Source organism: Aureimonas sp. SK2, assembly GCF_029813115.1.
Lineage (GTDB): Bacteria > Pseudomonadota > Alphaproteobacteria > Rhizobiales > Rhizobiaceae > Aureimonas.
This window is the reverse complement of record NZ_JAPZDS010000004.1, coordinates 221,019-246,563: the sequence shown is the minus strand read 5'-3', so window position 1 is coordinate 246,563 and position 25,545 is coordinate 221,019. Positions and strand designations below refer to the sequence as shown.

28 protein-coding genes and 1 pseudogene are annotated in these 25,545 nt (G+C 69.3%); all 29 read left to right on the top strand.

The window, feature by feature from the left end; translation table 11 throughout:
- Window positions 1-36: 36 nt before the first annotated feature.
- Entirely contained in the window at window positions 37-996 is a 960-nt protein-coding gene (locus tag O5O54_RS07485; protein WP_279480269.1) for a capsid protein, read from the top strand.
- A gap of 40 nt (window positions 997-1,036) precedes the next feature.
- Window positions 1,037-1,537 (top strand): hypothetical protein, encoded by a 501-nt coding sequence (locus O5O54_RS07480; RefSeq protein WP_279480268.1) that lies wholly within the window; start codon window positions 1,037-1,039, stop codon window positions 1,535-1,537.
- A 250-nt stretch (window positions 1,538-1,787) separates the two neighbouring features.
- Complete coding sequence (locus O5O54_RS07475) at window positions 1,788-2,249, top strand: gp436 family protein (RefSeq protein ID WP_279480266.1); 462 nt, start codon at window positions 1,788-1,790, stop codon at window positions 2,247-2,249.
- Window positions 2,246-2,749, top strand: coding sequence for a phage virion morphogenesis protein (locus O5O54_RS07470; RefSeq protein ID WP_279480263.1), 504 nt, complete (start codon window positions 2,246-2,248; stop codon window positions 2,747-2,749). The genes O5O54_RS07475 and O5O54_RS07470 overlap by 4 nt, the downstream gene beginning before the upstream one ends.
- Complete coding sequence (locus O5O54_RS07465; protein WP_279480261.1) at window positions 2,746-3,384, top strand: hypothetical protein; 639 nt, start codon at window positions 2,746-2,748, stop codon at window positions 3,382-3,384. The genes O5O54_RS07470 and O5O54_RS07465 overlap by 4 nt, the downstream gene beginning before the upstream one ends.
- The gene (locus O5O54_RS07460; protein WP_279480409.1) at window positions 3,384-3,962 is read left to right on the top strand and encodes a phage baseplate protein; all 579 of its coding nucleotides are present in this window, start codon (window positions 3,384-3,386) and stop codon (window positions 3,960-3,962) included. The genes O5O54_RS07465 and O5O54_RS07460 overlap by 1 nt, the downstream gene beginning before the upstream one ends.
- Window positions 3,963-3,971: 9 nt before the next feature.
- A complete protein-coding gene (locus O5O54_RS07455) occupies window positions 3,972-4,307 on the top strand; it encodes a hypothetical protein (protein ID WP_279480259.1) in 336 nt (111 codons plus the stop codon).
- A 26-nt stretch (window positions 4,308-4,333) separates the two neighbouring features.
- Window positions 4,334-4,747 (top strand): integrase, encoded by a 414-nt coding sequence (locus O5O54_RS07450; protein WP_279480257.1) that lies wholly within the window; start codon window positions 4,334-4,336, stop codon window positions 4,745-4,747.
- The gene (locus O5O54_RS07445; RefSeq protein ID WP_279480255.1) at window positions 4,744-5,613 is read left to right on the top strand and encodes a baseplate J/gp47 family protein; all 870 of its coding nucleotides are present in this window, start codon (window positions 4,744-4,746) and stop codon (window positions 5,611-5,613) included. The genes O5O54_RS07450 and O5O54_RS07445 overlap by 4 nt, the downstream gene beginning before the upstream one ends.
- Window positions 5,610-6,554, top strand: a complete 945-nt coding sequence (locus O5O54_RS07440; RefSeq protein ID WP_279480253.1) for a hypothetical protein — start codon at window positions 5,610-5,612, stop codon at window positions 6,552-6,554. The genes O5O54_RS07445 and O5O54_RS07440 overlap by 4 nt, the downstream gene beginning before the upstream one ends.
- Window positions 6,551-7,057: a hypothetical protein gene (locus O5O54_RS07435; protein WP_279480251.1), complete on the top strand. Its 507-nt coding sequence runs from the start codon at window positions 6,551-6,553 to the stop codon at window positions 7,055-7,057. Before O5O54_RS07440 ends, O5O54_RS07435 begins: the two co-directional genes overlap by 4 nt.
- Window positions 7,057-10,365: a DUF4815 domain-containing protein gene (locus tag O5O54_RS07430; protein ID WP_279480250.1), complete on the top strand. Its 3,309-nt coding sequence runs from the start codon at window positions 7,057-7,059 to the stop codon at window positions 10,363-10,365. The genes O5O54_RS07435 and O5O54_RS07430 overlap by 1 nt, the downstream gene beginning before the upstream one ends.
- Before the next feature lie 2 nt (window positions 10,366-10,367).
- On the top strand, window positions 10,368-10,871 hold the full coding sequence (locus O5O54_RS07425; protein WP_279480248.1) for a hypothetical protein: 504 nt from the start codon (window positions 10,368-10,370) through the stop codon (window positions 10,869-10,871).
- 1 nt (window position 10,872) lies between these two features.
- Window positions 10,873-11,283 (top strand): hypothetical protein, encoded by a 411-nt coding sequence (locus O5O54_RS07420; RefSeq protein WP_279480246.1) that lies wholly within the window; start codon window positions 10,873-10,875, stop codon window positions 11,281-11,283.
- 1,496 nt (window positions 11,284-12,779) lie between these two features.
- Window positions 12,780-13,340: a hypothetical protein gene (locus O5O54_RS07415; protein WP_279480245.1), complete on the top strand. Its 561-nt coding sequence runs from the start codon at window positions 12,780-12,782 to the stop codon at window positions 13,338-13,340.
- Window positions 13,325-13,576 carry a hypothetical protein gene (locus O5O54_RS07410; RefSeq protein ID WP_279480241.1) on the top strand — a complete coding sequence of 84 codons (252 nt, stop codon included), beginning with the start codon at window positions 13,325-13,327 and terminating at the stop codon, window positions 13,574-13,576. The genes O5O54_RS07415 and O5O54_RS07410 overlap by 16 nt, the downstream gene beginning before the upstream one ends.
- 145 nt (window positions 13,577-13,721) lie before the next feature.
- Window positions 13,722-14,972, top strand: coding sequence for a phage tail sheath family protein (locus tag O5O54_RS07405; RefSeq protein WP_279480239.1), 1,251 nt, complete (start codon window positions 13,722-13,724; stop codon window positions 14,970-14,972).
- A 25-nt stretch (window positions 14,973-14,997) separates the two neighbouring features.
- The gene (locus O5O54_RS07400) at window positions 14,998-15,507 is read left to right on the top strand and encodes a phage major tail tube protein (protein WP_279480236.1); all 510 of its coding nucleotides are present in this window, start codon (window positions 14,998-15,000) and stop codon (window positions 15,505-15,507) included.
- Between the two features lie 83 nt (window positions 15,508-15,590).
- Window positions 15,591-16,076 carry a hypothetical protein gene (locus tag O5O54_RS07395; RefSeq protein ID WP_279480234.1) on the top strand — a complete coding sequence of 162 codons (486 nt, stop codon included), beginning with the start codon at window positions 15,591-15,593 and terminating at the stop codon, window positions 16,074-16,076.
- A 111-nt stretch (window positions 16,077-16,187) separates the two neighbouring features.
- Complete coding sequence (locus tag O5O54_RS07390; protein ID WP_279480232.1) at window positions 16,188-19,433, top strand: phage tail tape measure protein; 3,246 nt, start codon at window positions 16,188-16,190, stop codon at window positions 19,431-19,433.
- Complete coding sequence (locus O5O54_RS07385; protein ID WP_279480230.1) at window positions 19,430-19,834, top strand: hypothetical protein; 405 nt, start codon at window positions 19,430-19,432, stop codon at window positions 19,832-19,834. Before O5O54_RS07390 ends, O5O54_RS07385 begins: the two co-directional genes overlap by 4 nt.
- The gene (locus O5O54_RS07380) at window positions 19,834-20,052 is read left to right on the top strand and encodes a tail protein X (RefSeq protein WP_279480228.1); all 219 of its coding nucleotides are present in this window, start codon (window positions 19,834-19,836) and stop codon (window positions 20,050-20,052) included. Before O5O54_RS07385 ends, O5O54_RS07380 begins: the two co-directional genes overlap by 1 nt.
- Before the next feature lie 3 nt (window positions 20,053-20,055).
- The gene (locus O5O54_RS07375; RefSeq protein ID WP_279480226.1) at window positions 20,056-21,078 is read left to right on the top strand and encodes a hypothetical protein; all 1,023 of its coding nucleotides are present in this window, start codon (window positions 20,056-20,058) and stop codon (window positions 21,076-21,078) included.
- Window positions 21,075-21,398: a hypothetical protein gene (locus O5O54_RS07370; RefSeq protein ID WP_279480224.1), complete on the top strand. Its 324-nt coding sequence runs from the start codon at window positions 21,075-21,077 to the stop codon at window positions 21,396-21,398. Before O5O54_RS07375 ends, O5O54_RS07370 begins: the two co-directional genes overlap by 4 nt.
- Window positions 21,395-21,721 (top strand): hypothetical protein, encoded by a 327-nt coding sequence (locus O5O54_RS07365; protein ID WP_279480222.1) that lies wholly within the window; start codon window positions 21,395-21,397, stop codon window positions 21,719-21,721. Before O5O54_RS07370 ends, O5O54_RS07365 begins: the two co-directional genes overlap by 4 nt.
- An 11-nt stretch (window positions 21,722-21,732) precedes the next feature.
- On the top strand, window positions 21,733-22,518 hold the full coding sequence (locus tag O5O54_RS07360) for a hypothetical protein (RefSeq protein WP_279480221.1): 786 nt from the start codon (window positions 21,733-21,735) through the stop codon (window positions 22,516-22,518).
- Complete coding sequence (locus tag O5O54_RS07355) at window positions 22,518-23,051, top strand: hypothetical protein (RefSeq protein WP_279480219.1); 534 nt, start codon at window positions 22,518-22,520, stop codon at window positions 23,049-23,051. The genes O5O54_RS07360 and O5O54_RS07355 overlap by 1 nt, the downstream gene beginning before the upstream one ends.
- A 447-nt stretch (window positions 23,052-23,498) precedes the next feature.
- Window positions 23,499-24,311 carry a DNA adenine methylase gene (locus tag O5O54_RS07350; RefSeq protein WP_279480217.1) on the top strand — a complete coding sequence of 271 codons (813 nt, stop codon included), beginning with the start codon at window positions 23,499-23,501 and terminating at the stop codon, window positions 24,309-24,311.
- 41 nt (window positions 24,312-24,352) lie between these two features.
- Window positions 24,353-25,459: pseudogene (locus tag O5O54_RS07345) on the top strand (MFS transporter); the annotation flags it as partial.
- Window positions 25,460-25,545 lie beyond the last annotated feature (86 nt).

The following is a 25,545-nucleotide window of genomic DNA, read 5'->3' as shown; positions in this document are numbered from 1 at the left end:
GGCGCCGTCCTCCCGCTCTCCTGAAGGTCGCACCCCATGGCTCGCCGCCCCTTCGTCGTCGTTCCCTCCCTGACCGCGATCGCCATCGGCTATCGCAACGACGCCGCCACGTTCATCGCCGACGACGTCCTGCCGCGCATGCCGGTCTACGGCGAGAGCTTCAAGTGGACCGAGTTCCCGCTCGCCGAGGGCTTCCGGGCCCCGGACAACCGGGTCGGGCGCACGGGCCGCGTCAACCGTGTTGAGTTCTCGTCCGAGGAGCGCACCAGCGCCGTCGAGAACTTCGGCCTCGAGGCGCCGATCCCGATCTCCGACATCGAGGAGGCCGAGCGCATGCGCTCGCAGAACCTCGGCAACGCGGATCCGGAGGGCGACGCGGTCGCGCTGCTCACGCACTACAATCTGATCAACCGCGAGCGCCGCGTCGCCGCGCTGGTGCAGAACCCAGGGCTCTATCCCGCAGGCCTTCGCCTCGCGCTGGCGGGCTCCGACCAGTTCTCCGACTTCGCCAGCTCCGATCCGATCGACACGATCAAGACGGCGATGGGCTCGCTCCTTGTCCACCGGCCCAACCAGGTCACGATGAGCTTCAAGACCTGGGACAAGATCCGGTCGCATCCGAAGCTCATCCGCGCCGTGAAGGGCGGGCTGACCGACGAGGGGATGATCACGCGCGAGCAGTTCGCCGCGCTGTTCGACCTGAAGAAGGTGCTGATCGGCGAGGCCTATCTCGACACGGCGCGCTTCGGCCAGGCGCCGGACATCCGCCGCATCTGGGGCAACGACATGGTGTTCCAGTTCATCAACCCGGCGCCGGCGCGCGGGTCGGTGACGCACGGCTTCACCGCCACCTACGGCACGAAGTTCGCCGGCCGCTACGAGGACGAGAACGTCGGCCTCGAAGGCGGCCGCGTGATCCGCGAGGGCGAGAAGCTGAAAGAGCTGATCGTCGCTCCGGGCGCCGGCTTCCTCCTCCAGGACGTCGTGGCCGAATAGCCCGCCCATGGCCCCCCGGACCCGCAACAGGACCCGCCCGATGACCAGCGAAACCACCCCGAAGCCGCCGACCACCGAGCCGAACATCCCTCCGCGCGAGCCGGCGCCGCCCGCCGAGACGGTGGTAGAGACCGGCACGACGTCGACGATGACCGGCACGGCCGAGGAAGTCCGCACCAGCCGCGACGCCACCGGCGCACCGCGCTCGGGCGAGATCGTGCCGACCACCGTGCCGCTCGACGTCCTCGGGCGCCCGGTGCTCGGCGCCGCCTCCCGCAGCGCCCCGTTCGGGGTGGAGGTCCCCGGCCGGGCCGAGAGCCGCGTCCTCGCCTCCGGGCTGGAGATCCCGGCGCACCTGCGCGCCGAGCACGACGGCGAGGAGCGGCTGTTCACCGCAGCGACGCGCACCATGCGCAATCGCGTGCTCTACGAGGTCGACGCGCCGATCCCCCTGACGCGCGCCGAGTTCCGCCTGAAGCTGCGCTCCAAGGCCGTGCGCGAGGAGGCCTTCGAGGACGGGTACGAGGTCCAGCCCGGCTGACGAGATCTGCGGGGCCGATCGGTCCCGTTCCCCATCGCCGGGGCACTCTTGAGGACCGACTTGGGTCCCGGCGAGCCGGACGCGGCGCGGTTTGTGCGCTTTACCGCGTCGCGTCCGGCCATCGAATACCCCGAGCGCGCTCACCGACAGGCGCGAAGTAGACGGGCGGCTGCAGCGGTGAGGCGGCTTTCCAGCGATCGGCTCGCTACAGGCTCCGGCCAGCCGCCCCTTTCGCCACAGGTCCGGTCCCTTGATCCAGTTCGCCACCCTTGCCGATCTCGAAGCCCGCCATCCGGCCGAGCTGATCACGCTCGCGGCCCACGAGCAAACGGGCCTGCGCGACGACGCGCGCGTGGAGCGCGCGATCGAGGACGCAACGGCCGAGGTCCGCGCCATCCTGAAGGCGCGCTATTCGGCGGCCGAGCTGGAGCGCGTCGATCCCGAGAGCTTCGCGACGCTCCGCCTCTACGCGATGGACGTCGCGCTCTACCGGATCTCGCTCGCCTTCACCCGCACCTCCGAGGCGATCACCGAGCGCTACAAGTCCGCCATTCGCCGCCTGGAGGCGATCGCCGCCGGCAAGGGCGCCTTGAGCTTCACCGGCGGCGACGCCGGCAGCGGTGCGGCCACGCCGTCCGAGGCCTCGCCCGGCGAGGTTCTGATCGACGCGCCGGCGCGCGTCTTCAACCGCGACCGCATGAGGGGCTTATGATGGACGCCGGCGTCTCGATCACGATCGACACGGCCGAGGTCGACCGCCTCCTGGTGCGGCTCGGCCCGGTGCTGGACTTCGACGGCGCGGAGCTGATGGACATCGTCGGCGCCGTCGGGGAGTCGCAGACGCGTCGCCGCATCACGGACGAGAAGACCGCGCCCGACGGCACGCCCTGGAAGGCGAACCGCGCCGGCACGCCGATCCTCCAGCAGACGGGCCGCAACCTTCTCGACTCCGTCGCCTATCGCGCCTCGGCCGACGAGGCCGAATGGGGCGCCTCCTGGGAATACGCCCATGTCCACCAGGAGGGCGCGACGATCGAGCCGACGACGGCGAAGGCCCTGCGGTTCACCGGACCCGGCGGCGAGACGTTCTTCGCCCAGAAGGTCACGGTGCCGGCGCGTCCCTTCGTCGGGCTCTCCGCCGACAACCTGGCCGAGCTCGGCGACGTCGTGACCGACTTCCTCCGGAGCCTTCGCGAGGAGGCCGGCCGATGATCGCCGCGCGCAGCCTGGAGCAGCTCCTCGCGGCGAGTTCCTTCGACGCCGTCCACGCGGCGATCGTCGCCGAGCTGGGCCGCCTGCTGAAGGGCGTCACGGTGGTGCGCCATCCCGGCAAGCTCGACATCAACGACGTCGTCGCCAAGGCCGTGGTGAAGGCGCCGGGCGTCGCGGTCGGCTGGAGCCGGGCCCGCGCCGATCGGCGCGTCGCCGGCAGCTTCGACCAGCCGATCGAGTGGACCGCCTACATCGTCGCCGGCGACTACGCGGATCTCGACACGAAGCGCGCGACGCCGCGCGAGGCCGTGGCGCACGCGATCGGCTCGGCCATCCTGGAGATCCTGGAGGACGAGGACGTCTCGAGCTGGGGCGTTCCCGGCCTCGACCGACCGCTCGGCGAGCCGGCGCCGACGGTGACGCCGCTCTTCACCGCCAAGTCCTTCGCCGAAGGGGTCGCCTACTACGCCGTGACCTGGACGCAGGTTCTGCCGCGGCGCGGCCGGCCGCTGTTCGGGGGCGAGGCGCCGGCGGTCACGGTTTCGGGCGGCGCCGCCGACATCCAGTTCTCCGACGATCCGATCCCGACCGAGGTCCGGGCGCTGATCAAGAACTTCCAGGACGGGGGGCCGTGATGCTGGATCCCGTCGCCACGCGCCTCCGCCGGCAGATGCGGCATGTCGAGCGGCTCAACCGCCGGGTGTCGCTCGCCGACGTGCCGGGCAAGGTCATCGCCGGCAGCCAGGACATGGAGGCGCGCACGCTGCGCCTCGACATCGGCCGCTCGGCCGACGGGCGCGTGATCAAGAGCCCCAAGGTGAACTGGCAGCAGCCCGGCGCCGGCACGTTCATGATGCATGCCAAGCCGAAGGACGGCGAGCAGATGCGCCTGCGCTCGCCCTCCGGCACGGTCGGCACGGCGAGCCTCGCCGACTGGTCGACCTTCGACGACGACAACGCGCCCCCGTCGAAGGACGGCGAGGCGGCCGTGATCGCCTTCGGCGGCAAGGCGTCCATCACCTTCCGCGACGGGTCGCTGAAGCTCGCCGTCGGCGGCGCCTCGATCGAGCTGACCGAGGACAAGATCGAGCAGGCGGCCGAAGCGATCGCGCTCGCCGGCTCGGCGCTCACCCACAACGAGAAGAACATCGGTTCGACCCACACCCATGGCGGCGTCGCGCGCGGCGGCGCCCGCACCGATCCCCCCGGCTAGGAGACCAGCATGAGCAACACCCGACGCACCGGCACGGCCCCCGAGGCCGACGAGGTCCGGACCGAGACCACGCTGCCCGTCGTCTCCAGCGGCGGCGGCGACGCGCCTGCGGCCGTGGCCGCGCCCGTCGCGGATCCGACCGCGCGCCGCGAGTACGACGTGACCGCACTCGCCGGCCCGCGCGTCGCCGGCCGCCTCGTCGATCCGGAGAGCCGCACCGTGTTCCTCACCGAGCACGAGGCGCTCGACGAGCTTCTGTCCGGCACGATCAAGCCGAAGGGCGATGAACTGCACGCCATGTTCACCCGCACCGAGCCGCCGGCCGCGCCCGAAGCCGCCTCCTGAAACCTCGTTTGAAAGCCCTTTGAAGCATGGCCGCCATCGTGCGCTACCGGACCGGGATCGACCGCCAGACGGGCAAGGTGCTCGTCGGGTTCGATCACGTCCGGCAGTCGCTCGGGGTCATCTGGACGACGAAGGTCAACCGGCGGCTGATGCTCCTCGACTTCGGATCGAGCCTGCGGCGGTTCCTGGCCGAGGACATCACGCCGAGCCTCGTGATGGAGATCTACGACGAGCTGGTGACGAGCGCCCACAAGTGGGAGCCGGAATACCGCATCTCCGATCTCCAGCTCGTCCACCTGAAGCGCACCGGCGGTCTCGGCCTGGCGCACGGCGGGACCTACTACCCCGAGGGCCGGTTCGGGAACTACGCGATCGCCGAGAACGCCAACACCATCTATCCGCTGGCCGACCGCGAGCGCCTGTCGAGGGCCGTCGCGTGAGCCGCTCGTTCCTGACCGAAGGCCTGCCGGCGCCGCTCCTGACCGAGCCCCTGTCCTTCGCCAGTGCCAAGGCGCTGCGCCTGGAGGACATCGTCTCCGCGCTGCGCACGGCGGACGTCCCCTACGACGTCGAGATGCTCGAGTCGGACCCGATCGTCATCGCGGCCGGGCGTGCGGCCTGGGGCGATCTCCATTTCACGGCGCTCGCCAACGCCAAGGCCCGCGCGGCCGTCCTGGTGCGCTACGCCTTCGGCGCCGATCTCGACCTCCACGCCGAGGACGAGGGCCTGACGCGCTTTCCCGGCGAACAGGACGAGGCGCTCCAGGAGCGCATCATCATCGCCCGCAAGGGCATCTCCGTCGCCGGGCCCGACGACTACTTCATCAAGCTCGCCCGCAACGCCGACGCGCGCGTGCGCGACGTCGCCGTGTCCGCCTCGACCGAGGACCCGACGACGCGCGTCGTGACGCTGGCGATCCTCTCCAGCGAGAACGGCGGCATCGCCTCGCCGGAACTGCTGGCGAAGGTGACGGCAGCGACGGACGATCCCAAGGTCCGGCCGCGCTCCGTGCGTGTCCAGGCCGTGGCGGCCGCGCTGCGCGTCACGCCGGTGACCGCGCGCCTCTGGCTCTATCCGACCGCGATCGACGCCCAGATCGCGACGCTGCCCGCTCGGCTCGCCGAGGCCTTCGCGGCCGAGCAGCGCCTCGGCTTCGATCTCACGGATAGCTGGATCGCATCGAAGCTCCAGGTCGCCGGCGTCCAGAAGGTGACCCTCGTCGGCTGGACCGACGTCATCACCGCCTTCAACGAGGCACCGGCTCTCGGCGCCCTCGACATCCAGCCGGCGGGGCGCGTGCCGTGACGCTCCTGGAGAACCCGTCCCCGCTCGAGCTGGGCCTGGAGACGGCCGACGACAGCTACGGTCGTCTCGCGCCGCAGCTCCAGCGCATCACGGCGATCGGCCGCACCGACACGCCGGCGGACTGGCTTCCCTACGTGCTGGAGAACAAGGGGCTGGAGGCCATCGTCCCCTACGTCCGCGACATGGCGAAGGCCCTGCGCGAGGGGAAGTACTGGCTGAAGAAGCGCGGCACGGAGACCGCGATCGAGATCGGCATCGGCTGGGTGAACAGCTCGGGCACGGTCGCGCCGGCCGACGGGCGCCATCACTGGTATCGCTTCCAGGTCGCCTATCCGGATCCGCCGCAGGATCTCCAGCAGATCCGCCAGCTCGTCGGCATCACCAACCTGTCCAAGTCGAGCTGGGACGAGCTGTTCCGGCTCTACAGCCCCGACTACGACCACCGTCCGGTCCGGATGGACGAGCACCGCTATGACGACGGCGGGTGGATGGACGACTATTCCGGCGCGCCGCGCTGGGAGGGCGGTCCCTACCTGTCCTTCGGGCGCGACGGCGGATCCGTGGTGGATCTCGATCCGCACGCCTCTTCCGGCGGCGTCTTCGAAGGGGCCTCGCTGGTCAGCCGCGACGACGAGGGCATGCGCTACGACGAGGCCCGCTTCGGCGAGCGCCCCCGCACCGCCTGCGGCTCGGTCGGCGAAACCGACGGCACGTTCACCGGCGCCTTCGACGCCGACACCTGGCCCGACCAGATCGCCGACCGGCCCTGGAGCGAGATGACGGGGCCGACCTCCTTCTCCGGCCCCTATCGGGTCAACGACGGCTCCGCGGTGGCCGCTTTCACCGAAGACACATGGCCGGACGTGGTTCCGGCGAACGGCAGCTGGCAGGACGCGGCCGCCGGCCCCCAAGCCTTCTCATCCGCACAGGAATCTCCATGAGCGCTGATCTGATGCCTCTCTCCGGTCGCAGGGCGCTCGCCGCCCTGGCTCGCGCCTCGTCGTTCCTGTTCGTCCTGTCGCGCGGGAACCCGGCCTGGGACGGGCAGTGGACGCAGCCGAACCCGCCGGCGCCCTTGCTGGACGTCGAGGATGTCCTCGACCCGTTCGGCTACGCCCGGCCGACGATCGTCGATTTCGTGGTGCCCGACCTCAACGGCGCGATCTACGACGACGACGGCGGGCGCTACTCGATCTCGGCCGAGCCGACCCGCTACGTGCGCTCGCGGCTGTCGCTGCCGGTTGGCGCCTTTGCCGGCGAGCCGCTCCGGGAGGTCGGCCTCTTCATCAATCCGGTGATCGACCCTTCCGTTGCACCGGGCGCCGTGATCGTGCCGCCCGCCGCCGTCCTGTCGCTCGGCGACCTTCTCCACGTCCGCTGGGACGATCGCCATGTCCTCCAGGACGGCGGCCACTACGCGCGCAACTTCTTCGAGAGGCTCTGATGGCGCTCGCGAACTACTTCAGCCGCCGGCGCGACGGGAAGAACGCGGACGGCACCGACCGGTCCGGCGCGGCGTACATCAAGAAGCGCTTCGCCCAGATCCTCTATCTCGGCCGCCAGTTCGTGGAGTCGGCTGAGCACAACGAGGCGCAGGAGATCATCTTCGAGCGCCTGGCGGACGTCGGCGACAACTCCTTCGGGCCCATCTCGCTGCGCGAGGGCGGCACGATCGTCATCGACCAGAACGCCGGGACCGTGCGCGTCGGCGCCGCCCGCGTCTGGGCCGGCGGCTACATGCACGAGGTGCCGGCCGCCACGCTCACCGGCGTGCCGATGGTCGGGACCGTGCCGATCGGCATCACCGTCGTCGGCCGCACGATCGAGGCGTCGCAGGATCCCGAACTGAAGGGCATCGTGCCGAGCATCGCCAGCCAGGGCGAGGTCCTGTCGGCGCGCCTGCGCTACGAGGCGAGCTGGGCCCGGTCCGGCGATCCGTTCTATCCGATCCACACGCTGATCGACGGGCAGATCCCGAACGAGCGCACGCCGCCGTCCAACGACATCGCCGAGCTGCTGGTGGAGCGCCACCTGCGCGAGACCCATGGCAGCCATATCGCGGAAGGGTTCCAGGTCACGCCCGCCGGCTTCGACGCGGTCACGGGCGCGCAGAGCTTCATCATCTCGGCCGGCGTGCTGCGGGCCGAGGGGCGCCGCGTCGCCCGCTCGACCGACCAGCGTTTCCGCCGCGTCGAGAACCCGGAACTCGTCCAGGTCAACGGCGAGGGCCACTTCTACCCGGCCGGCGGCGTCGTCGCGCTGAACAACGGGCCGATCGACAGCGTCCAGACCGTGACGGTGACGAAGGAGGTGGTGCGCACCCTGACGCACCAGCTCGCCGGCGGCACCGACGCGCTGCCGGACACGCCGGTCTACGCGATCATGGCGGTGAACGCCGGCGGCGTCTGGAACCCCGGCACCCGCACCTTCACCGGCGGCACGAACTACGCCGAGACGACGTCCTGGGTGAAGCAGGGCGACGGCATCTCGTGGGCGCCGGCCGGGGCCGAGCCCGCGCCGGGGTCGAGCGTGACGGTCGTCTATCGCCACACGGCGACGGTGGTGCCGCAGGAGATCAGGCGCCAGGCCATCAAGCTCGAGGCGGCGGTCGAGGGGCAGCCGGTCATCGTCAGCTACCGCTACAAGCTGCCGAGGATCGACATCCTCGCGATCAACCTCGACGGCGAGGTCAACTACATCGAAGGGATCAGCTCCAAGCTCAATCCCTATCCGCCGCCGTGCCCGGCGCCGCTGGCGCCGCTCGTGCGCATCCGCAACCTCTGGGGCATCCCGCCCGTGGTCGAGGACGTCGACCAGCGCCGCGTGCTGGAGGCCGAGGTGCGCGCCTTCCTGCGCGACTTCCGCAGCCTCTCCGACCTCGTCAGCCTCGTTTCGCTGGAGCGCGACATCCAGGAGCGCGATCCGGCGTCGCGCCGCGGCTCGTTCGTCGATCCGTTCCGCGACGATCGCCAGCGAGATCTCGGCATCGCGCAGGACGCGGCGGTCGCCGGCGGCTTCCTGATGCTGCCCGTCCAGGGCTTCGCGCGGCGCATCGATGTCGGCCGGGCGCCGATCACGCTGCCCTTCGTGAAGGAAGCCGTCATCTCGCAGCCCTTCCGCACGCTCTCGCGGAAGATCAACGCCTATCTCAACTTCGCGCCGCTGCCGATGGCGCTGTCGCTCAACCCGGCGGTGGACCGCTGGAACGAGACGCAGGAGACGAGCAGCTCCTCGTCCTCGTCGAGCTTCGCCCAGGAGTTCTCCTACCGGCCGGATCTCGTCGGCACGCCGGAATACGGCACCACCAGCGTCTCGTCCTCGTCCTCGTCGTCCACCAGCGTGACGAGCTCGACCACCGATCTGCCGTTCCTGCGGCAGATCACGGTGGAGGTGACCGGCCGTCTGATGGGTCCGGGCGAGGACCTTGATCGCATCCTGTTCGACGGCATCGACGTGACCGCGTCGATGACGGGCACGAAGGAAGCGAACGATCAGGGCATCCTGACGGGGTCGTTCACGATCCCGGCGAGCGTTCCGGCCGGCACCAAGCTCGTCCAGGTCTTCGGCAAGGGCGGCTCGCGCGGGGCGACGAGCTTCGTCGGCCAGGGCACGCTGACGATCAACCACTACCACACGTCCTCGCACACCCACACGGTGGCGGTGACGATCGACCCGGTGGCGCAGAGCTTCGTGCTCGACGAGATGCGGCAGATCACGGGCGTGCGGGTGGAGTTCTCCAAGCGGGGCGACCCGACCAACCATGTCGTCCTGGAGATGCGCGACATGGACGGAGGCCTGCCGGGCTCGATCACCCACGCCGAGGGCTCGACGCCGGGCACGTTCACGCTGGGCGACCCGGACGTCGTGAAGCCCGGCAACTGGACCGAGATCGACTTCCGCATCCTGACGACCGTGCCGGCGAACTCCTGGCGCTGGATCGCGCTTCTGACCGACGACGCCGAGCATTCGGTGGCGGTGGCGCAGCTCGGCGACCAGAGCGACCCGAACGCCCCGCGCGGCTTCGACCGCCGCCGGCAGGAGTGGATCCGCGCCAACCCGGCGCTCGGCGACTTCGCCGACGGCTCGAACGGCGTGACGTGGAAGGCGCAGCCCGACACGGACCTGACGCACGAGATCATGGCGGCACGCTACACGTCGCTGACCCGCACCGTCTCGCTCGGCAGCCACGACCTGTCGCAGATCCATCCCGACGGCATCTCGGACGCGATCGTCGCGCTCCTGGTTGACGCGCCGACCACCCAGACCCGCGTGCGCATCCGCCTGACACGCGCCAACGGCGAGGCGATCTTCTTCGAGCCGAACACGGCCGTCAGCTTCGAGGAGTACCTGACGGAGACGGTCCAGCTCGACATGATCCTGACCGGCACCGCGACGCTTTCGCCGATCGTCATGCCGGAGGTCCAGGTCATTTGGGGCCGGCTGAAGCCGAGCGCGAGCTACGTCTCGGAGGCGAACGCGATCGACCTGACGGCCGGCAACGTGAAGCTGCGCACGGTGGTGGAGACCAACACGCCGGGGACGTCCACGGTGGCGTTGGAGATCGGCGGGCCCGGTGCTTGGGATCTCCAGGCGGCCGCGTCCTCGCGGGCGCTCGGCGACGGCTGGGTCGAGCGCGAGCACCTCGAAAGCCCCTACGGCGCACCCGAGGCGCGGACCCGCATCACCCTGACCGGCACGCCGCGCTTCCGCCCGGCCGTCCGGCAACTGCGCCAGCGCGCGACGGAGCTCTGACGATGGCGACCGAAGTCGTGACCCAGCCGGCGCCGGAGGCAATCCTTGCCTCCGTGCGCCACGACCGACGCTCGCCGGGCGGGCTGTTCCTGCCGCATTTCCAGAACAACGGCCGGATCGAGCTGGAGCGGATCGCCGCCTCGTTCCTCCTGATCGACGGGCTTCTCGCCTCGACGGTCACCGCCGCCGAGGTGGAGACGCAGATCGCGGCGCGCTTCGCCGCGCTGATCGGCTCGGCGCCGGCGGCGCTGGACACCGTCCAGGAACTGGCCGCCGCCTTCAACGACAACCCGGACGTGATCGACCAGATCCTCGCGGCCCTCGGGCTGCGGGCGACCAAGGCGGAGCTGGAGGCGGCCGTGTCGTCGCTCAACACCGCGCTCGGGGGCAAGGCGTCCACGGCCGCGCTCGGCGCGGTCACGGACCGCGTCACCGCCATCGAAACCGCCTTCCCCTCGCGAGCCCGGCTGATCGCCCGCGCCATCGCCTATTCCGGAGTCCGCTGACATGCCCAAGACCTTCGAGGCGCCCTTCGCCCAGAACAAGAAGACCCTCCGGGCAGTCTGCACGGCAGCGAAGACAACCTATGCCGACAACGCCAACGCCGTCCTCTTGGGAACTGTTGGCTCCGAGGGCGGTCTTCTCCGCCGCCTGACCGCCATTGCACGCGCCGCCAACATCTCGGCAACCCAGCTCCAGCTCTACCGTTCGAGCGACGGCGTCACACTCCATCTCTGCGATGCCATTACCTATGCGAGCTATTCGGTGACCGCGACCTCGACGGGCTTCCCGAAGGCCGACTTCGGTCTGACGTTCGCCGAGCCTCTGGGGTTCGAGCCGAACGAGCAGATCTGGGTCGGCATCGGCGTCGCACTTGCGGCCGGCATCGCCTTCACGGGCGACCTCGAGAACTTCTGATGCGCGGCATGGCGAAGGTCGGGGGCCTCGGCCCATCCCCCCGAGCCAGTGGCGGTGGGTCGTTCAAGTCGTTCACGATCTTCGTTGGTGCGTCGGGTCGCATCCGCATCCCGGCTGGGGCACGCGAGGTCCAGCTGGACATGGTCCAGGCTGGATTCGATGGTGTGAGGAATAGCCAGGGAGGGCGAGGCGGAGTTGGCGGTCGTCTTCTGCGCAAGACACTGCGCCTCAAGGCCTCGCACAAGACCATCTCCATCAGTGTCGGCCAGACCAATGGCGCCCACACCACAGCTCAGGTAAACGGCGAGCAGCTCTGGTCGACAGCGAACGAGGTCACTGAGTCTGGAGGTGCCGGTGGGCTCTCGGGCCCTGACGTCGGGGGCGGGTCCGGTCAGAGTGGAGGTAATACACTCGACGGCGCAGGAGCGGGTGGTGGTGGTGCCTCCAGTGTCCAGAGCTCTGTCTACGGCGGCAACGGTGGCTACGCAACGAAGCTCAACGCTAGTGGTCAGTCGGTCGACTCCGGTCGAGGACGCGGCGGTGGTGGTGGCGGTCAGGGTGCTGGATCGTATCCGGGGAATCCCGGCCCCCCATACGGAGGCCAGGGCGGCGGTCCCGGTAGCGTCCCAGGCGGCGGTGGTGGTGGTGGCTACGACTATCCTGTCGGCACATCGTATGGCCCCGGCCTCGGCGCTCGTGGCGAAGTCAAGATAACCTTCAAATGAGGCCCCATGCGCGGCATGTCAGAGACCGGCTCCCGAGGCCTCGTATCCAAGGCTGAGAGCGGAGGCGGAGTTCTTGCGAAGTTCGTGAAGCAGGCGGAGTCAGGCTTCGCCGTTGCCAACGAGAACACCGACAGTCTTATCGTCCTCGCCGCAGGCCAGAGCATCAACCTCTACGCCGAGCTATACGGCCCCGGAGGGCCGGGCGCCGGCGGTGGTTATGGCACTGGCGGTGGGCCCGGTGGCGGTGGAGCCTGCACGACCTTCACTGGAGTTGTGACTGGACCCTGTGTGATCGGGGTCTTGATCGGTCAGCCGGTTCCTGGGGGAGTCTACGGACAAAACCCACAGATTATGGTCGCGGGAACGACCAAGCTGTTCATGACCGATGCCAGCGGGGCGGAGACGCTCCTTGCTGATGCTCGAGGCGGGTACGGCGGCACCGTCAACAACGTCTCGGGCGGGCAGGGAGGAGTTGCCTCTCTTCCGAATGGTCAGACCTCTAGCGGATCCCTGAGCGGGGCAGTCCAGGCGGCACAGGTGACCGGGACGGTCGTGTCTTTCCCAGGAGGGTTCGGCCCCAATGCTGGGGGCGCTCAGGGAGGGCAGCCTGGGGGGCCGCAGGGTTCAGGGAACGGTGCTGCGAATCCTGGCACCGGAAACCGGTCGCAGGGCTATGGGCGCGGTGGGCAAGGCGACCCAACGGGGTCCGGTAGTGGGACCTCCGGCGGCTCAGGCACAAGCGGGTTCGCCTACATGAGAGGAGACTGAAAAGTGTTCGCACGAGTCGACCTGAAGACCCTCGCGGCGTCGCAGCCGGCACCGTTGCCATTTGAGATCGAGAACCTTACCACGACGGCTCTCGCCGATCTGCCGAAGGCGCTCGATCCGGTGCCGGCTCAGTTCGCAGGGGTGGGGTACTGGCCGGTCGCGATCGAGCCGGTCGCGTTCGATCCGCGTGCCCGCATCGAGGACGGCAGCTACGCCCTGACCCTCGACGCCGAGGCGCGCACGGTCGCGGCCGTCCCGAACCTACGCGATCTCACGGCCGAGGAGATCGCTGCGCTGCCGGCCCTAACCCCTCCCGTTCCCGAGGTCCTCGGCAAGGGCGAGTTCCTCGACCTGGTGCTGTCGACCGGCGCCACCGTCGCGCAGATCCGCGCGGCCTCCGACGATCCCCAGATGACCGACTTCTGGTTCGCTCTCGATCGGTTCTACAGCCAGATACAGCGCGACCATCCGTCGACCCGGCAGGGTATCGGGGCCATGGTGGCTCTCGGCCACATCTCCCAGGCGCAGGCGGACGAGGTCTTCGAGACGTGGCCGGCCCGGTAGACCACTGCTCCCTCTGGCCGGACCGCCTGTTCGGCCTGGACTGGTCGGCCTGCTGCGCGGCGCACGACGCCTCGGCGCTGGACCTCGCGAGCCACCTGGCGCTCGGATCCTGCGTCGGGCACGTCTGGCCGCTGATGGGCGTCGCGATGGCGGCCGGCGTGATCGTGCTGGGCAAGCCCTACGGCTGGCTCAAGCGGAAATGGCAGGCGCGCAAAGAGCCTTCCAACCGCCTTTGAAGGATTGCCCCGCCCGGCCGCAGCGGGCACGATGGCGCGTCCCCTCGAAATTTCCCGCGCGGGGCTGACACCTGTCAGCCCGCTCTTCCCGCATGCGCGACCGTAGGTTGGCGATGACACGTGTCAGCCCGCGGAGCCTTCCTGCATGTCCAACACCACCGACCACGTCGGCGTCCGCGTCTTCTCCGACCTGCGCAACACGACGGTCGCGCTCGACGTCCGGGACTCCACGGCCATCGGCATGTCGCTGCCGCTGCCCAACATCGCCGCCGGCAACGAGGCGGCCTTTCCGGTCGGGCAGTGCGTCCGCCTGTCGATGGACGACCCCGTCCAGCTCGCCAAGCTCGGCCCCGGCATCGCCTACGACACGGTGCGCACCATGCTCATGGAGGGGATCGTCACCGACATCGCCTTCGTGCGGGCGGCCACCAAGTCCGATCCGGAGGAGCAGCTCGGCGCGGTCGCTGGCGACGCGGCCCTGCGCACCGGCGTCTGGGGCCTTCTGAACGCCAAGGCTGACATCGGTATCGAGCCGGGCATCATCATCGAGCCCGGCTTCACCTCGCAGCGCCCCGGCAACGCCAAGAACCCGGTGGCGCTCGCGATGTCGGCCGTGTCCGACATCATCATCGACTGCCTCGGCATCGTCGACACGCCGGACACGAACCGCGAGGCGGCCGCCGCCTACGCGTCCGACTTCGCCGCCGTCTACAACCTCGTCGCGATGTATCCGAAGGCCCAGGTCTTCCTGGACGGGTCCTACGTGACGCGCCCGGCCTCGCCGATCGTCGCCGCCATGACGGTGAAGCGCGACAAGGCGGTGGGCAACCCCTACAAGGCCGCCTGGAACCGGGCGAGCCTCGCGCTCGGCGGTCTGTCGCAGCGCGTGACCTATCACGACGGCCGCACCGACGGGGACGCCAACTTCCTGAACTTCCGGGGCGTCGGCACGTTCATCGAGAACAACCTTCTCTGGGCGCCTTTCACGACCGCGACCGATCCGACGACGGTCGGCTACCGCTCGATCAAGCGCATCCGCACGCGGCGCGCGATCGAGAAGAGCTTCATCCGGCAGCTGCGGGCCTACAATTCCGAGGATCTCGGGCCGCACCTCGTCACGCTCCTGTTCCGCACGCTGGACGAGGCGCTCGCCGCCCCGCAGTCGGTCGGCGCGATCATCCAGGGCTCGGAGGTGATCTTCGACCGCAAGCTCAACCAGGACGGCTCGCTCCGGAAGGGCGCGCTGAAGCTGAAGCTGCGCTTCGAGGAGACCCCGGACCTCATCGACCTCGGCCTCTACACCGAGCCGCAGCCGGAGGCCTACGACGTCCTGACCGGCCAGATCCGCACTGCGATCGAGAGCCTCGGCTCGCCCAACCTGCGCTTCGTCGCCTGACGCCGCCGCCGACCCCGAGGACCCCATGACCGATCGCATCATCCACGGCGGCAACTGGTACATCCAGGAGATCAACCAGGCGCACCGCATCGCCGAATGCGGCCTGCCGGATCTCCGGATGAACACCGAGCAGCTGGTGACCGCCGGCGGCTTCTTCGCCTTCGACCTGCCGACCGAGGTCGCGGCGCTGTCCTTCGAGATCGCGCTGACCGGCTCCCACGAGGACGTCCGGTCGCGCTTCGGCCGCGAGGCGGGCGACTGGACGAACTTCGTTTATTACGAGCGCACCAAGGACATCGACCGGAACCAGAACTTCGGCCGCGTGGTGATGATCACCGGCCTTCTGAATGGCGTGTCCAACCCGCGCATCGTCGGCAAGCGGCCGGGCGTCACGCGCTACGCCGGCGGCTCGGTCTGGCGCTACCTCGATATGGTCGAGGGCCGCGTCATTCACCGCTTCGACTTCCGCCGCAACATCCTCGTGGTCGACGGCCAGGACATCACTGGGGAAGCGAACCGCATCCTCGCCCGCTGATCGGCGCCGGCCTCCTCCCGCCGGCTCCGCGCCTGGGCGGCCGTCTCTCCCGGCGGCCGCCCTTTTTTCTGGAAAGGTCCACCATGGAAAGCGCACCCGAACTCTCGCCCGGCCTCACCGTCACGCCCGGCGTCGACTTCCCCCTGCCGCCGCCCGATCTGGCCGAGGCGCTGATCAATTCGCCGGCCGCCGAGCCGACGGCGCCTTTGCCCCCGCCCACGATCCCGGCCTTGCCGCCCATGGTGGCCGTCCTCGATTTCCTCGACGGCCCGCCGGGCGAGACCGTCCAGCTCCGCTATCCCTTTCGCCTGGAAGGCGAAGAGGTCCGCGAGATCCGCGTGCGTCCGTTGCTCGTGTCGGAGGTCGGCTCGATCATCACGGCGCTGGGCGGGCGGATCGACAATTACGTCTTCTACGGCGCCATGACGGGCCTGCCGACCGAGGTGGTCCGCGCGCTGCCCGGAGAGGACGGCGACCGCGTCACCGACGTGGCCTACGGTTTTTTGCCCCGCTACCTGAAGCCGGCGGACCCCGGCTCGCCGTCCACCCCGGAGAATGGCGCACCCTGATCCTGCGCCTCGCCAGGGCCTCGTCCACCCCGATGCCCTGGCTCCTGGAACGCCCCTGGCCGGACCTCCTGCAATGGTGCGCGGTGGCCGGCCTCCTGACCGAGGCCTGACGTGTCCGATCCGCTCGACGTCTCCCTTCGCATGCGCCTCGAGCGCGTCGGCTTCCAGGAAGGCCAGCGCGACGTCGAGGAGCTGCGCCGCGCGGCCGACAAGCTGGGTCAGACGCGCGGCGCCGACGAGCTGGGCCGCGACCTCGCGCAGGCCGGCAAGGTCGCCGAGCGCACCGAGAAGGACATCGAGGAGCTCGCCCGCGCCGCCGATCGCCTCGGCACCAACGGCGGCGCCGAGCGCCTCGGCAAGAACTTCGGCCTCGCCATCACCAAGATCGACGGCGTCGAGCGCGCCGTGCGCGACGTCGGCCGGGCGATCGAGGCGGTGGACCGCGAGAAGTTCGACAAGCTCCGGAGCGAGCTGGCGACCACCACGACGAAGGTGGGAGAGCTGGAGCGCAAGCTCCGCGAGGCGGGACGCGCGAAGCGCCCGCTGGAGGAGACCAGCGCCGCGGCGGGTCTCCTGGCGGGCACGGCCGGCCGCGCCTTCACGGCGATCGCCGCCTTCGCCAGCGTCGACCAGGTCATCTCCGGCCTGTCGCGTCTGGAGCAGGGGTTTCGCTCGGTCGACCGCGCAGCGGCGCAGGCTGCGCTGACGGCGGAGACATATGATCCGAAGGTTCGCCAGGGTCTCATCGACGAGAACAAGGCCCTCGGGCGAACCTACGGTGTCGAACAGGCCGGCATCCAAGGGGCTCGGCAGGTTTTCACGGCCGGCGGCATGTCGCTGGAGCAGCAGCGAGCGGCGCTGCCGTCGACGTTGCGAACGGCCGTGGGCTCGGGAGCCAATCCCGAGGTGATCGCCCAGGCCGGCCGCTCGGTCATGGAGAGCATGGGCCTCACGGGAGCCGATCTCGCCGCTGCATACGACATCATCGCGAAGGGCGGGAAGCTGGGGGCGTTTGAAGTCGAAGCCCAGGCTCGGAACTTTCCGCAGATCGGCGCGCAGATGAAGGCGCTTGGCATCAAAGGGCTGTCCGGCGTCGCAGACACCAGCGCCATGATGCAGATAGTGCGCAAGAACACGGGCACGGAAGACGAAGCCGCGACCAACCTCACGAACTTCCTCGCGTCGATCACCAGTCCAGAGACGATCTCCAACTTCAAGGACAAGCGGAGCAACCTGCCGCGCATCCTTCAGGAGGCGCAGAGCAAGGGAGAGAACCCGGTTCTCGCAGTCGTGGATGAGGCGCGCCGTCTGACGAACGGCGATCCCGTTAAGCTGGGGCAGCTGTTTGGCGATCAGCAGGCGATGAACGCCGCTCGCGCTCTGATCCAGAACCGTGGCGAACTGGACGAGATGCGCACCGCCTTACGGACACAGTCGGCCGGGACGGGGGAGCGCGATTATCAGTACATGCAGGCGACCCCGTCCGGTCAGGCGGACCGCCGCGCAGCCGAGCGTGAGGCCGCCGGCGTCGAAATCGGCGAGGCTTTGAACCCCGGTTCCGCAGCCGTCGGTCGAGCGTCGACCAATGCCATGCGAGGGGCGGCGCACATCGCCCAAGGGTTCAACGAGGGTGGCGCCTGGGAGGGCATCAAACGCGTCCTCCAGGCGCAGTCGCCCTTGGCCTGGCTGTGGCAGTCGACCAACCGCGGCGACCAGCCAAGCGCCGAGGACATCGAGGCGCGCAAGGCGGAGGCCGAGCAGCTCGCGGGCGAGATCGCGCGCGAGCGCGCGGCGATCGCCTCGTCCGGCCGGAGCCGGAACTGGATGGCCGAGAGCCGCCTGTCGGTGAAGCAGAATCGCTACGACGAGCTGATGGGGGGCCTTCGCACCGACCTCGGCGCGGCCGAGGCCGGCAAGGCGGCTGGCCAGTCGACGGCCGAGCTGGAGACCCGGATCCAGTCGCTGACCCAAGCGATCCGCGATCTGGAGAAGAAGCTCGGCGACGCCGGCACCGGCGGCCTGAACCCCATCTCGTTCCGGAGCGGCGACGGCCAGCCCCGGCTCTGGAACGCCTCGCTCGGCGGGCGCGGCGGGGGCGTCGGCGGCACGGGCGGCGGCTTCCGCAGCGCCTATTCCGGCGGTGCGCCGATGATGGACGGCATGGCGAATCTCCCGCCGGGCGCTGGTGCCGCTGCGGGCGTCGGCTCGCCACGTGGCCGCGTCAATGTGACGGGCAATCCCGGCGGCGCGGCGGGCGAGGTCTACGACGTGCTCTCGGCCGACTTCAACGACGCGCAGGCGATGGCCCTTCTCGGCCACATGCAGCAGGAGTCGAGCTTCGACCCGGCGTCCTGGAACGCCAAGGAAGGGGCCGGCGGGCTTCTTCAGTGGCGGGGCAACCGGCTGGAGAACCTCAAGCGCTTCGCCGCCGAGCGCGGCATGAACTGGCAGGACCGGAAGGTCCAGGCCGCCTTTGTCGGGCACGAGATGCGCACCGATCCTTACGAGCGCCGGCGCTCCGCCCGGTTTCGCTCGGCAACGACGATTGAGGAGGCCTCTGGCGCCCTGAAGGATTACGTCCGCTTCGGCGACGATTCCGCTGGCACGCGGCTCGCCAACGCACGCGGCTTCGCCCAGCAGTTTGGCGCCAAGAGCGTCGGCGACGGAGTGGCTGGTGAGGTACGGCGAGGGTCCGCGAATTACATGCGCGGGCAGCATGGTCCGCCCGGATCCAATCTCGTCACCATCCAGGCGCCGGGGGGCGCGAAGTTCCAGGTTCACGCCGCGGCTGCCGAGAGCTTCCAGGGCTTCGTGAATGAGCTGGAAGCAGGCGGCTACGCGATCGATCCCAAGACATCGGGGGGCTACAACCATCGCAACAAGCGTGGCGGCGGTGGCCTGTCGCAGCATGCCTATGGCAACGCGATCGACATCAACTGGAACCGCAACCCAATGGGTCGGCAGTTGGTCACCGACATGCCGGCCAATGTCTCCGACATCGCCGCCAAGCACGGGCTCTCTTGGGGCGGAGACTGGAAGCGCACTAAGGACGCGATGCATTTCGAGTGGACCGGCATCAAGCCCGGCCAGGATGCCATCGCGGCTGCGACCGGTGAGCTGCCGGCGGGACGCCTCCCGAAGCCGACACCGCGCCCGGCAACAGCCACCGAGGAACCGATGCCAACCACGGCGTCGCTCGGTCGGGGCCGTGGAGCGCCGACCATCAACCTGACGCAGAACATCCGCGGCGGCTTCGACGCGCGGCTCGCCGCCGAGCGGTCCATGCGGCAGCAGCATCGCGCCATCCGTCTCGCGGAATCGGGCGCCATGCACGATACGATGGTGCAGCCCGCATGAGCATGGACGTCCTCGCCCAGATCGGCCGCGCCCAGCTGCGCGTCATCGGCCTCAACCCGCAGCGCCTGTCCACCGAGAGCGAGGCGCGCTTCCCCGGCGCACCGACCTGGGACGGCATGGACTATCAGGTCACCGGCCGGGGCGAGAAGCGTCACCTGATCGAGGCGCGCACGGCCCCGCACGTCTTCGGCGGCCTCGACGCCCTGGACTGGCTCCGCCGGCACCACGAGGCGCTGGAGCCCGTCGAATACATGCGCCTCGGCGCGAACTACGCCGCCAAGCGCATCGGCCGCGTCGGGATCCGCAACCTGTTCGTCGAGGAAGTGAAGGCGCATCCGCTCGACGGCGTCGGCCGGATCGTGAGCGTGGAGCTCGACCTCGTCCACCTGGGGGACTTCTGATGGGCCGCCGCATCGCCGTCGTCGGACCGAAAGGCGATCGCCTCGATCGCATCGCGCGCACGGCCTATGGGGCCGAGACGGGCGGGACGGTCGAGGCGCTCCTGGAGGCCAATCCATCCTTCGCCGCCATGCCGGCCGAGATCCCGGCCGGCACCCGCATGATCGTTCCCGAAACCGTAACGGCCGAGGCGGCCGAGACCGTCCGGCCCTGGATCTGACCCATGGCTTTCCGCAAGCCTTATCTGCGCATCACCGGTCCGGGCGACACCAACATCGGCGAGCGGCTCGGCCGCGACCTCGTCGGCGTCCAGATCACCGACCTGATGGAGGGGGAGATCGACCGGGCGATCATCCGCCTGCGCCGCACCCAACCCTATCGCGCCGCGCCCCCGGCCGGGACCGTGTTCCAGATCCATGTCGGCTGGGACGAGGCCGGCGCGGTCATGACCGGCACCTACAAGTTCATGCAGGTGCTCTACGCCGGCTCGCCCGAGACCGGCCAGGAGACGCAGCTCGTCTGCGAGGCGGCCGACTTCAACGACAGCCTGAAACGAGTCGACAGCGAGCACTTCGACGAGGAGACGGGCCACAAGACCTATGGCGACGTTCTGCGCACGATGGCCGGCCGGGTCGGCCTCGATGCTTCGATCGACCCCGAGATCGCGAAGATCCCGCTCGCCGGCGGCTACCTTCTGCGGTGGAAGCAGTCGGCGATCGGCTTCGTCACCGACATCGCCGAGGAGCTGGGGGCCATCATCAAGCCGCAGGCCGGCGCGCTGACCGCCCGCCGGCGCGGATCGTTCCAGACGCCGGGCGGCTCGCGCCTCCAGGACATCGTGATCCCGTTCGATCCGAACACCTTTTTCCAGGTCGACCTGACGCCCCGATACGGATTCGCGGAGGTGACGACGCCCTGGTTCGACCCGGCCGCCGGCCGGCCGTTCGACACGCTGAAGGCGCTCGGCCGGGGCGCGGCGCGGTTCGCCCTGCCGCACATCGTCGGCTCCGAGCAGCTCGCCAAGGCCATGTCCTCGGCCGCGGCCCAGCGCCTCGACGCCGAAACCGCGAGCGGCCTCTTCCAGAGCGCCGGCCAGCCCTACGCCGTCGCCGGCTCGCCCGTTCGCCCGCAGGGGTTCGGTCCGGACATCGACAACGTCACCTGGGAGGCCGTCTCGGTCGTCCACGACATCGAGCCGGAGGGCGCGGGCTGGCTCACCACGATCGAGACTAGGAACGCCGCATGACGAACAATCCAATCGCGGTCGGATTTCCTTGGTCCCAGGCGTTCGATTTCCCGCCAGGTTACCTCAAGCCGGGCGACCTCGTTCATGCCGAGTTTCGGTTGCTCGCCAGCGATCCGGTGCCCTTGGCCACTGCCGAGGCGACGATCGACAGAGACCGGCTGTATCTCCAGCTCACGGCCGAACAAACGAACGCGATGATCCGGCTAGCGCAGTCAACCGCCATCACGAACTTCGTCATCGAGCGCGGCGGAGAGGAATATCCGGTCGGTGTCATCGTGACGGTGCCCGTTGTCCTGTTGCCGACGAGGCCGCGCCAATGAGCGCCATCTCCATCTCACCGGCAACCTCGAAGTCCATCACGATCAGCCCGAACGGCGCCACGCCAATTCCAGTTCAGCTTGTGGCGGGCGTTCCAGGGCCGCGTGGTCCCGGCGCGACGGGCGACGGCGTCACCTTCTACGATCACGTCCAGGCCACCCCCACAACGGTGTGGACCATCGCCCACAACCTCGGCTTTCGCCCGTCCGTCACGATCCTGTCGACGGGGGGCGCCGAGATGCGCGCCGACGTCCGGCATCTGTCGGACGACGTGCTGACTGTCGTCTTCCTCCTCCCAACCGCCGGCTCGGCGCATCTCGTCTGAAGGAGTCCGCCATGGACGTGCTATCCCATCTCGACCATAAGGGCGTTGCCCGCATCCAGAACCTGCCGAACGCGATCGACCCGCAGGAGCCGATCACCAAGGCGCAGCTCGACGCAGCGGTGGAGGGCCTGTCGTGGAAGGATTCCGTCCGCGTCGCCACCCAGGGCAACATCTCGATCGCCAGCCCTGGCGCCTCGATCGACGGCATCAGCCTCGCCGTCGGCGACCGCGTGCTCGTCCGGGCGCAGACCACCGCGTCGGAGAACGGCATCTACGTCTGGAACGGCGCGGCGACGCCCCTGACGCGTTCCGCCGACGCCTCGACGGCGGACGAGCTGGAGCAGGCCACGGTCTCTGTGGAAGAGGGCACCAGCGCCAACTCGACCTTTCGCCAGACGGCGGTCAACTTCACGATCGGATCGGGCGCGGTCAACTTCGCCGCCTTCGGCACGGCCGCCCCGCTGGCAACGGATGCGACGGCTGGCCTGATCGAGATCGCCACCCAGGCCGAGGTTGATGCAGGCACCGCGACCAACCTTGCTGTCACTCCCGCCACGCTCAAAGGCTCAACCTACGCCCGCAAGGCGGCAGCCGGCATCATCGGGGACGGGGCTGCGACGCAGTACGACGTCGTGCACAACTTCGCGACGCGACGCGTCCAGGTCTCGGTGCGACGCACGTCCGGCAACTACGACCAGGTGCATGTCGAGAGCCGGGCGATCGACACGAACACGGTGCGGCTGATCTTCGCGCAGGCCCCGGCGACCAACAGCTTTGAAGTGACGGTTACGGCCTGATGGACGTTCTCTCGGATCAGGATTACGGCGGGGTCACCCGGATACTCCGCCTTCCCAGCGCGACGTTGCCACATGAGCCGGCGACCAAATCTCAGCTCGACGCGCAGAGCGTGGCGAACTGGCCGGCCTTCATTGGCGCATGGCCGCTCTTTGGCGCGATGCCGCAGCTGCTGCCCACCGGTCAGTTCGCCACTCTCCCCATGTCCGTGGTTGCCGACAACCGAAATGCCTGGAGCGCAGGGGACGGGCACTACGTTGTGCCCGAGGACGGGCTTTACCAGTGCATCGGGAAATATCGTGTGTTCGATGGCTCGCCCAGCACATCGCACGGGATTGGCATCGACATCGTCAATGAGGACTCCCCTTCGTTCTTCTGGAAGGGGACTGAGACAGGGACCAATCCGAGCCGAAACGGCATCATGAACGTGGTCCACATGTCTGTGACAGCCGGCGCGCGTATCCGCATGTTCGGCTACACCGACATGGATCTGACGGTCATGGCGACAGCGCTGACCATCTTGCGCGTTCGATGATCCCTCGCGGTCGATGCGGTCGTTTCGGATGACGACTTCCGGTGGGCCGTTGGCTTCCTGGCGCACACAGGCGGCACGGCCGATCGCCTCCCGAACGAGCATCTTTTCAAAGCCGCCGGGCCGCGCCTCCAGTAGCGCCCTTTCCCTCCAGAAGCACGAGGCTCTCATGCGTGACCCCGAATGCCCGATCGCGCTCGCGCGCGGCATCCTCATCGGACTCCTGATCGTCGCGCCGTTCTGGGCCGCGGTCGCATGGGCGCTGCTGTAGGCGGCTCTCGCCCTTCAAACTGCACCTCCGCCGTAGTGTGGCGGGGGCCGGAATGAACCGACTACGGGGCCTAAGCTTGCAGGCAGACCCCGCACGACGCGCACCACAGATGTCGCCGCCCCGCCGCTGCCGCTCTCGCAGCCGGACGAAGGTGGCCCAAACGTCTGAAGGCTTCATTGATGAACCAGGACCATCGGCCAGTTGCCCCGGCCGCCCCAGCTGCCGGCTACATCGGCGGCAAGCGCAACCTGTCCCGCCGCCTGATCGAGCGCATCGATCGTATTCCTCATGACGGCTATGCGGAGGCCTTCGTCGGAATGGGGGGCGTCTTCTTGCGCCGCTCGCGTCAGCCTCGCTTCGAAGCGATCAACGACCGCTCCGGGGACGTCGCAACCTTCTTCCGCATCCTCCAGCGCCACTACACCCACTTCATGGAGATGCTGCGCTTCCAAATCTCCAGCCGTCGGGAGTTCGACCGTCTGACCGCGACCGATCCGGACACGCTCACAGACCTGGAGCGCGCCGCGCGCTTCCTCTACCTCCAGCGCCTTGCCTTCGGCGGGAAGGTCGCCGGCCGCACCTTCGGCGTGGATCCGGCACAAGGCGCGCGGTTCAACGTCACGAAGCTGGCTCCCATCCTGGAGGCGATCCACGAGCGCCTTGCCGGCGTCGTCATCGAGCGGCTGGACTGGTCAGAGTTCCTGCGTCGGTACGACAGGCCGGGCATGCTCTTCTACCTCGACCCGCCGTACTACGGCTCAGAAGGGGACTACGGGAAGGACGCTTTCGGCCGCGATCAGTTCGCTCTCTTGGCCGATCGCCTACGGACGTTGAGGGGCAGTTTCCTGCTGTCGATCAACGACAGACCGGAGGTACGCGAGGTTTTCGCCGGCCTGTCGATGGAGACGGCCGAAACGACCTACACGGTCGGGCGGAAGGATCCCGTGAGGGTGGGTGAACTGATCATCACAGGGCCTTCAATCCCCCTTTGAGGTTCATCCGAAACTCTTGCCATCCGAAGTTGCGCGCGAGGCCATTCGGTTTTGCGCGCTACATCTCGCGGGACACGGGCTGGCCCCTTCCATGGGTCGTCGGCGGCGTCAGCGTCGGCCTCCTCGTCTCAGCCGCGGCCTCTCCCCGGGTCGGCGCGACCATCTCCGCGCGCGGCGGGCGGCCCGTGCTGGCAACGGGTGCCCTGTTGCTGGCGCTCGGGCTCGCTGTCCTGGGCCTGTCGCCGAACCTGCCCACCTTCATCGCCGGATGGGTCATCATCGGCCTCGGAATGGGCATGGGGCTATATGATCCGGCCTTCGCGACGCTCGGACGCCTCTACGGGTCGGACGCACGCTCCGCCATCACGACGCTGACCCTCTGGGGCGGCTTCGCCAGCACCGTCTGCTGGCCGCTGTCCGTGTTCATGGTCGAGCACGTCGGCTGGCGCGGCGCCTGCCTCGCCTACGCCGCGCTCCACGTCTGCGTGACGCTTCCGTTGGCCCTGCTCTTCGTACCCGCCGGGACGGGCTCGGCCTCCCTGTTGCCGCGGCGCGACGAGCCCCTCGCGCAGTCGGACGGGGAGCGCCGGAATTTCCTGCTGCTCGTCGGGGTCCTTGTCCTGTGCAGCACGATCTTCGGCTTGGTCTCCGTCCACCTGCTGACTTTACTCCAAGCCCGCGGCGAGACGCTCGCGGCGGCCGTGGCGTTCGGCGCGATGGTCGGCCCCTCGCAGGTCGGCGCCCGCATCCTCGAGATGGCCGGGCGCGGGCGGCACCACCCGCTGTGGACGATGCGGGCCGCCGTCGCGCTCACCGCCGTCGGCGTCTGCGCGCTCGCATTCGACTTGCTCCCGGTCGCCGCCGCCATGGTGTTCTACGGAGCGGGCAACGGCATCCTGTCCATCGCCCGCGGGACGGTGCCGCTGGCCCTGTTCGGTCCGGTCGGCTACGCGAGCGTCATGGGTCGGCTGGCGCGCCCCGCGCAGGTCGCGCAGGCGCTGGCGCCGACCGTCGGGGCGGTGCTGATCGCCCGCATGGGCTCGCACGCGACGCTCGTCACTTTGGCTGCGCTGTCGATGGTTGCCGTGGGCGTTGTCTTGCTCCTGGGCAAACATGGGATGGATCCCGACAGCCAAAGGCATGCTTGACCTCGGCGCCAGTCGACTTGACGTCGCGGTCGTCGGTTTCCAAATCGACCGTTGTCCGGCTCGCTGGAGACGGGCCTGTGCCGTCG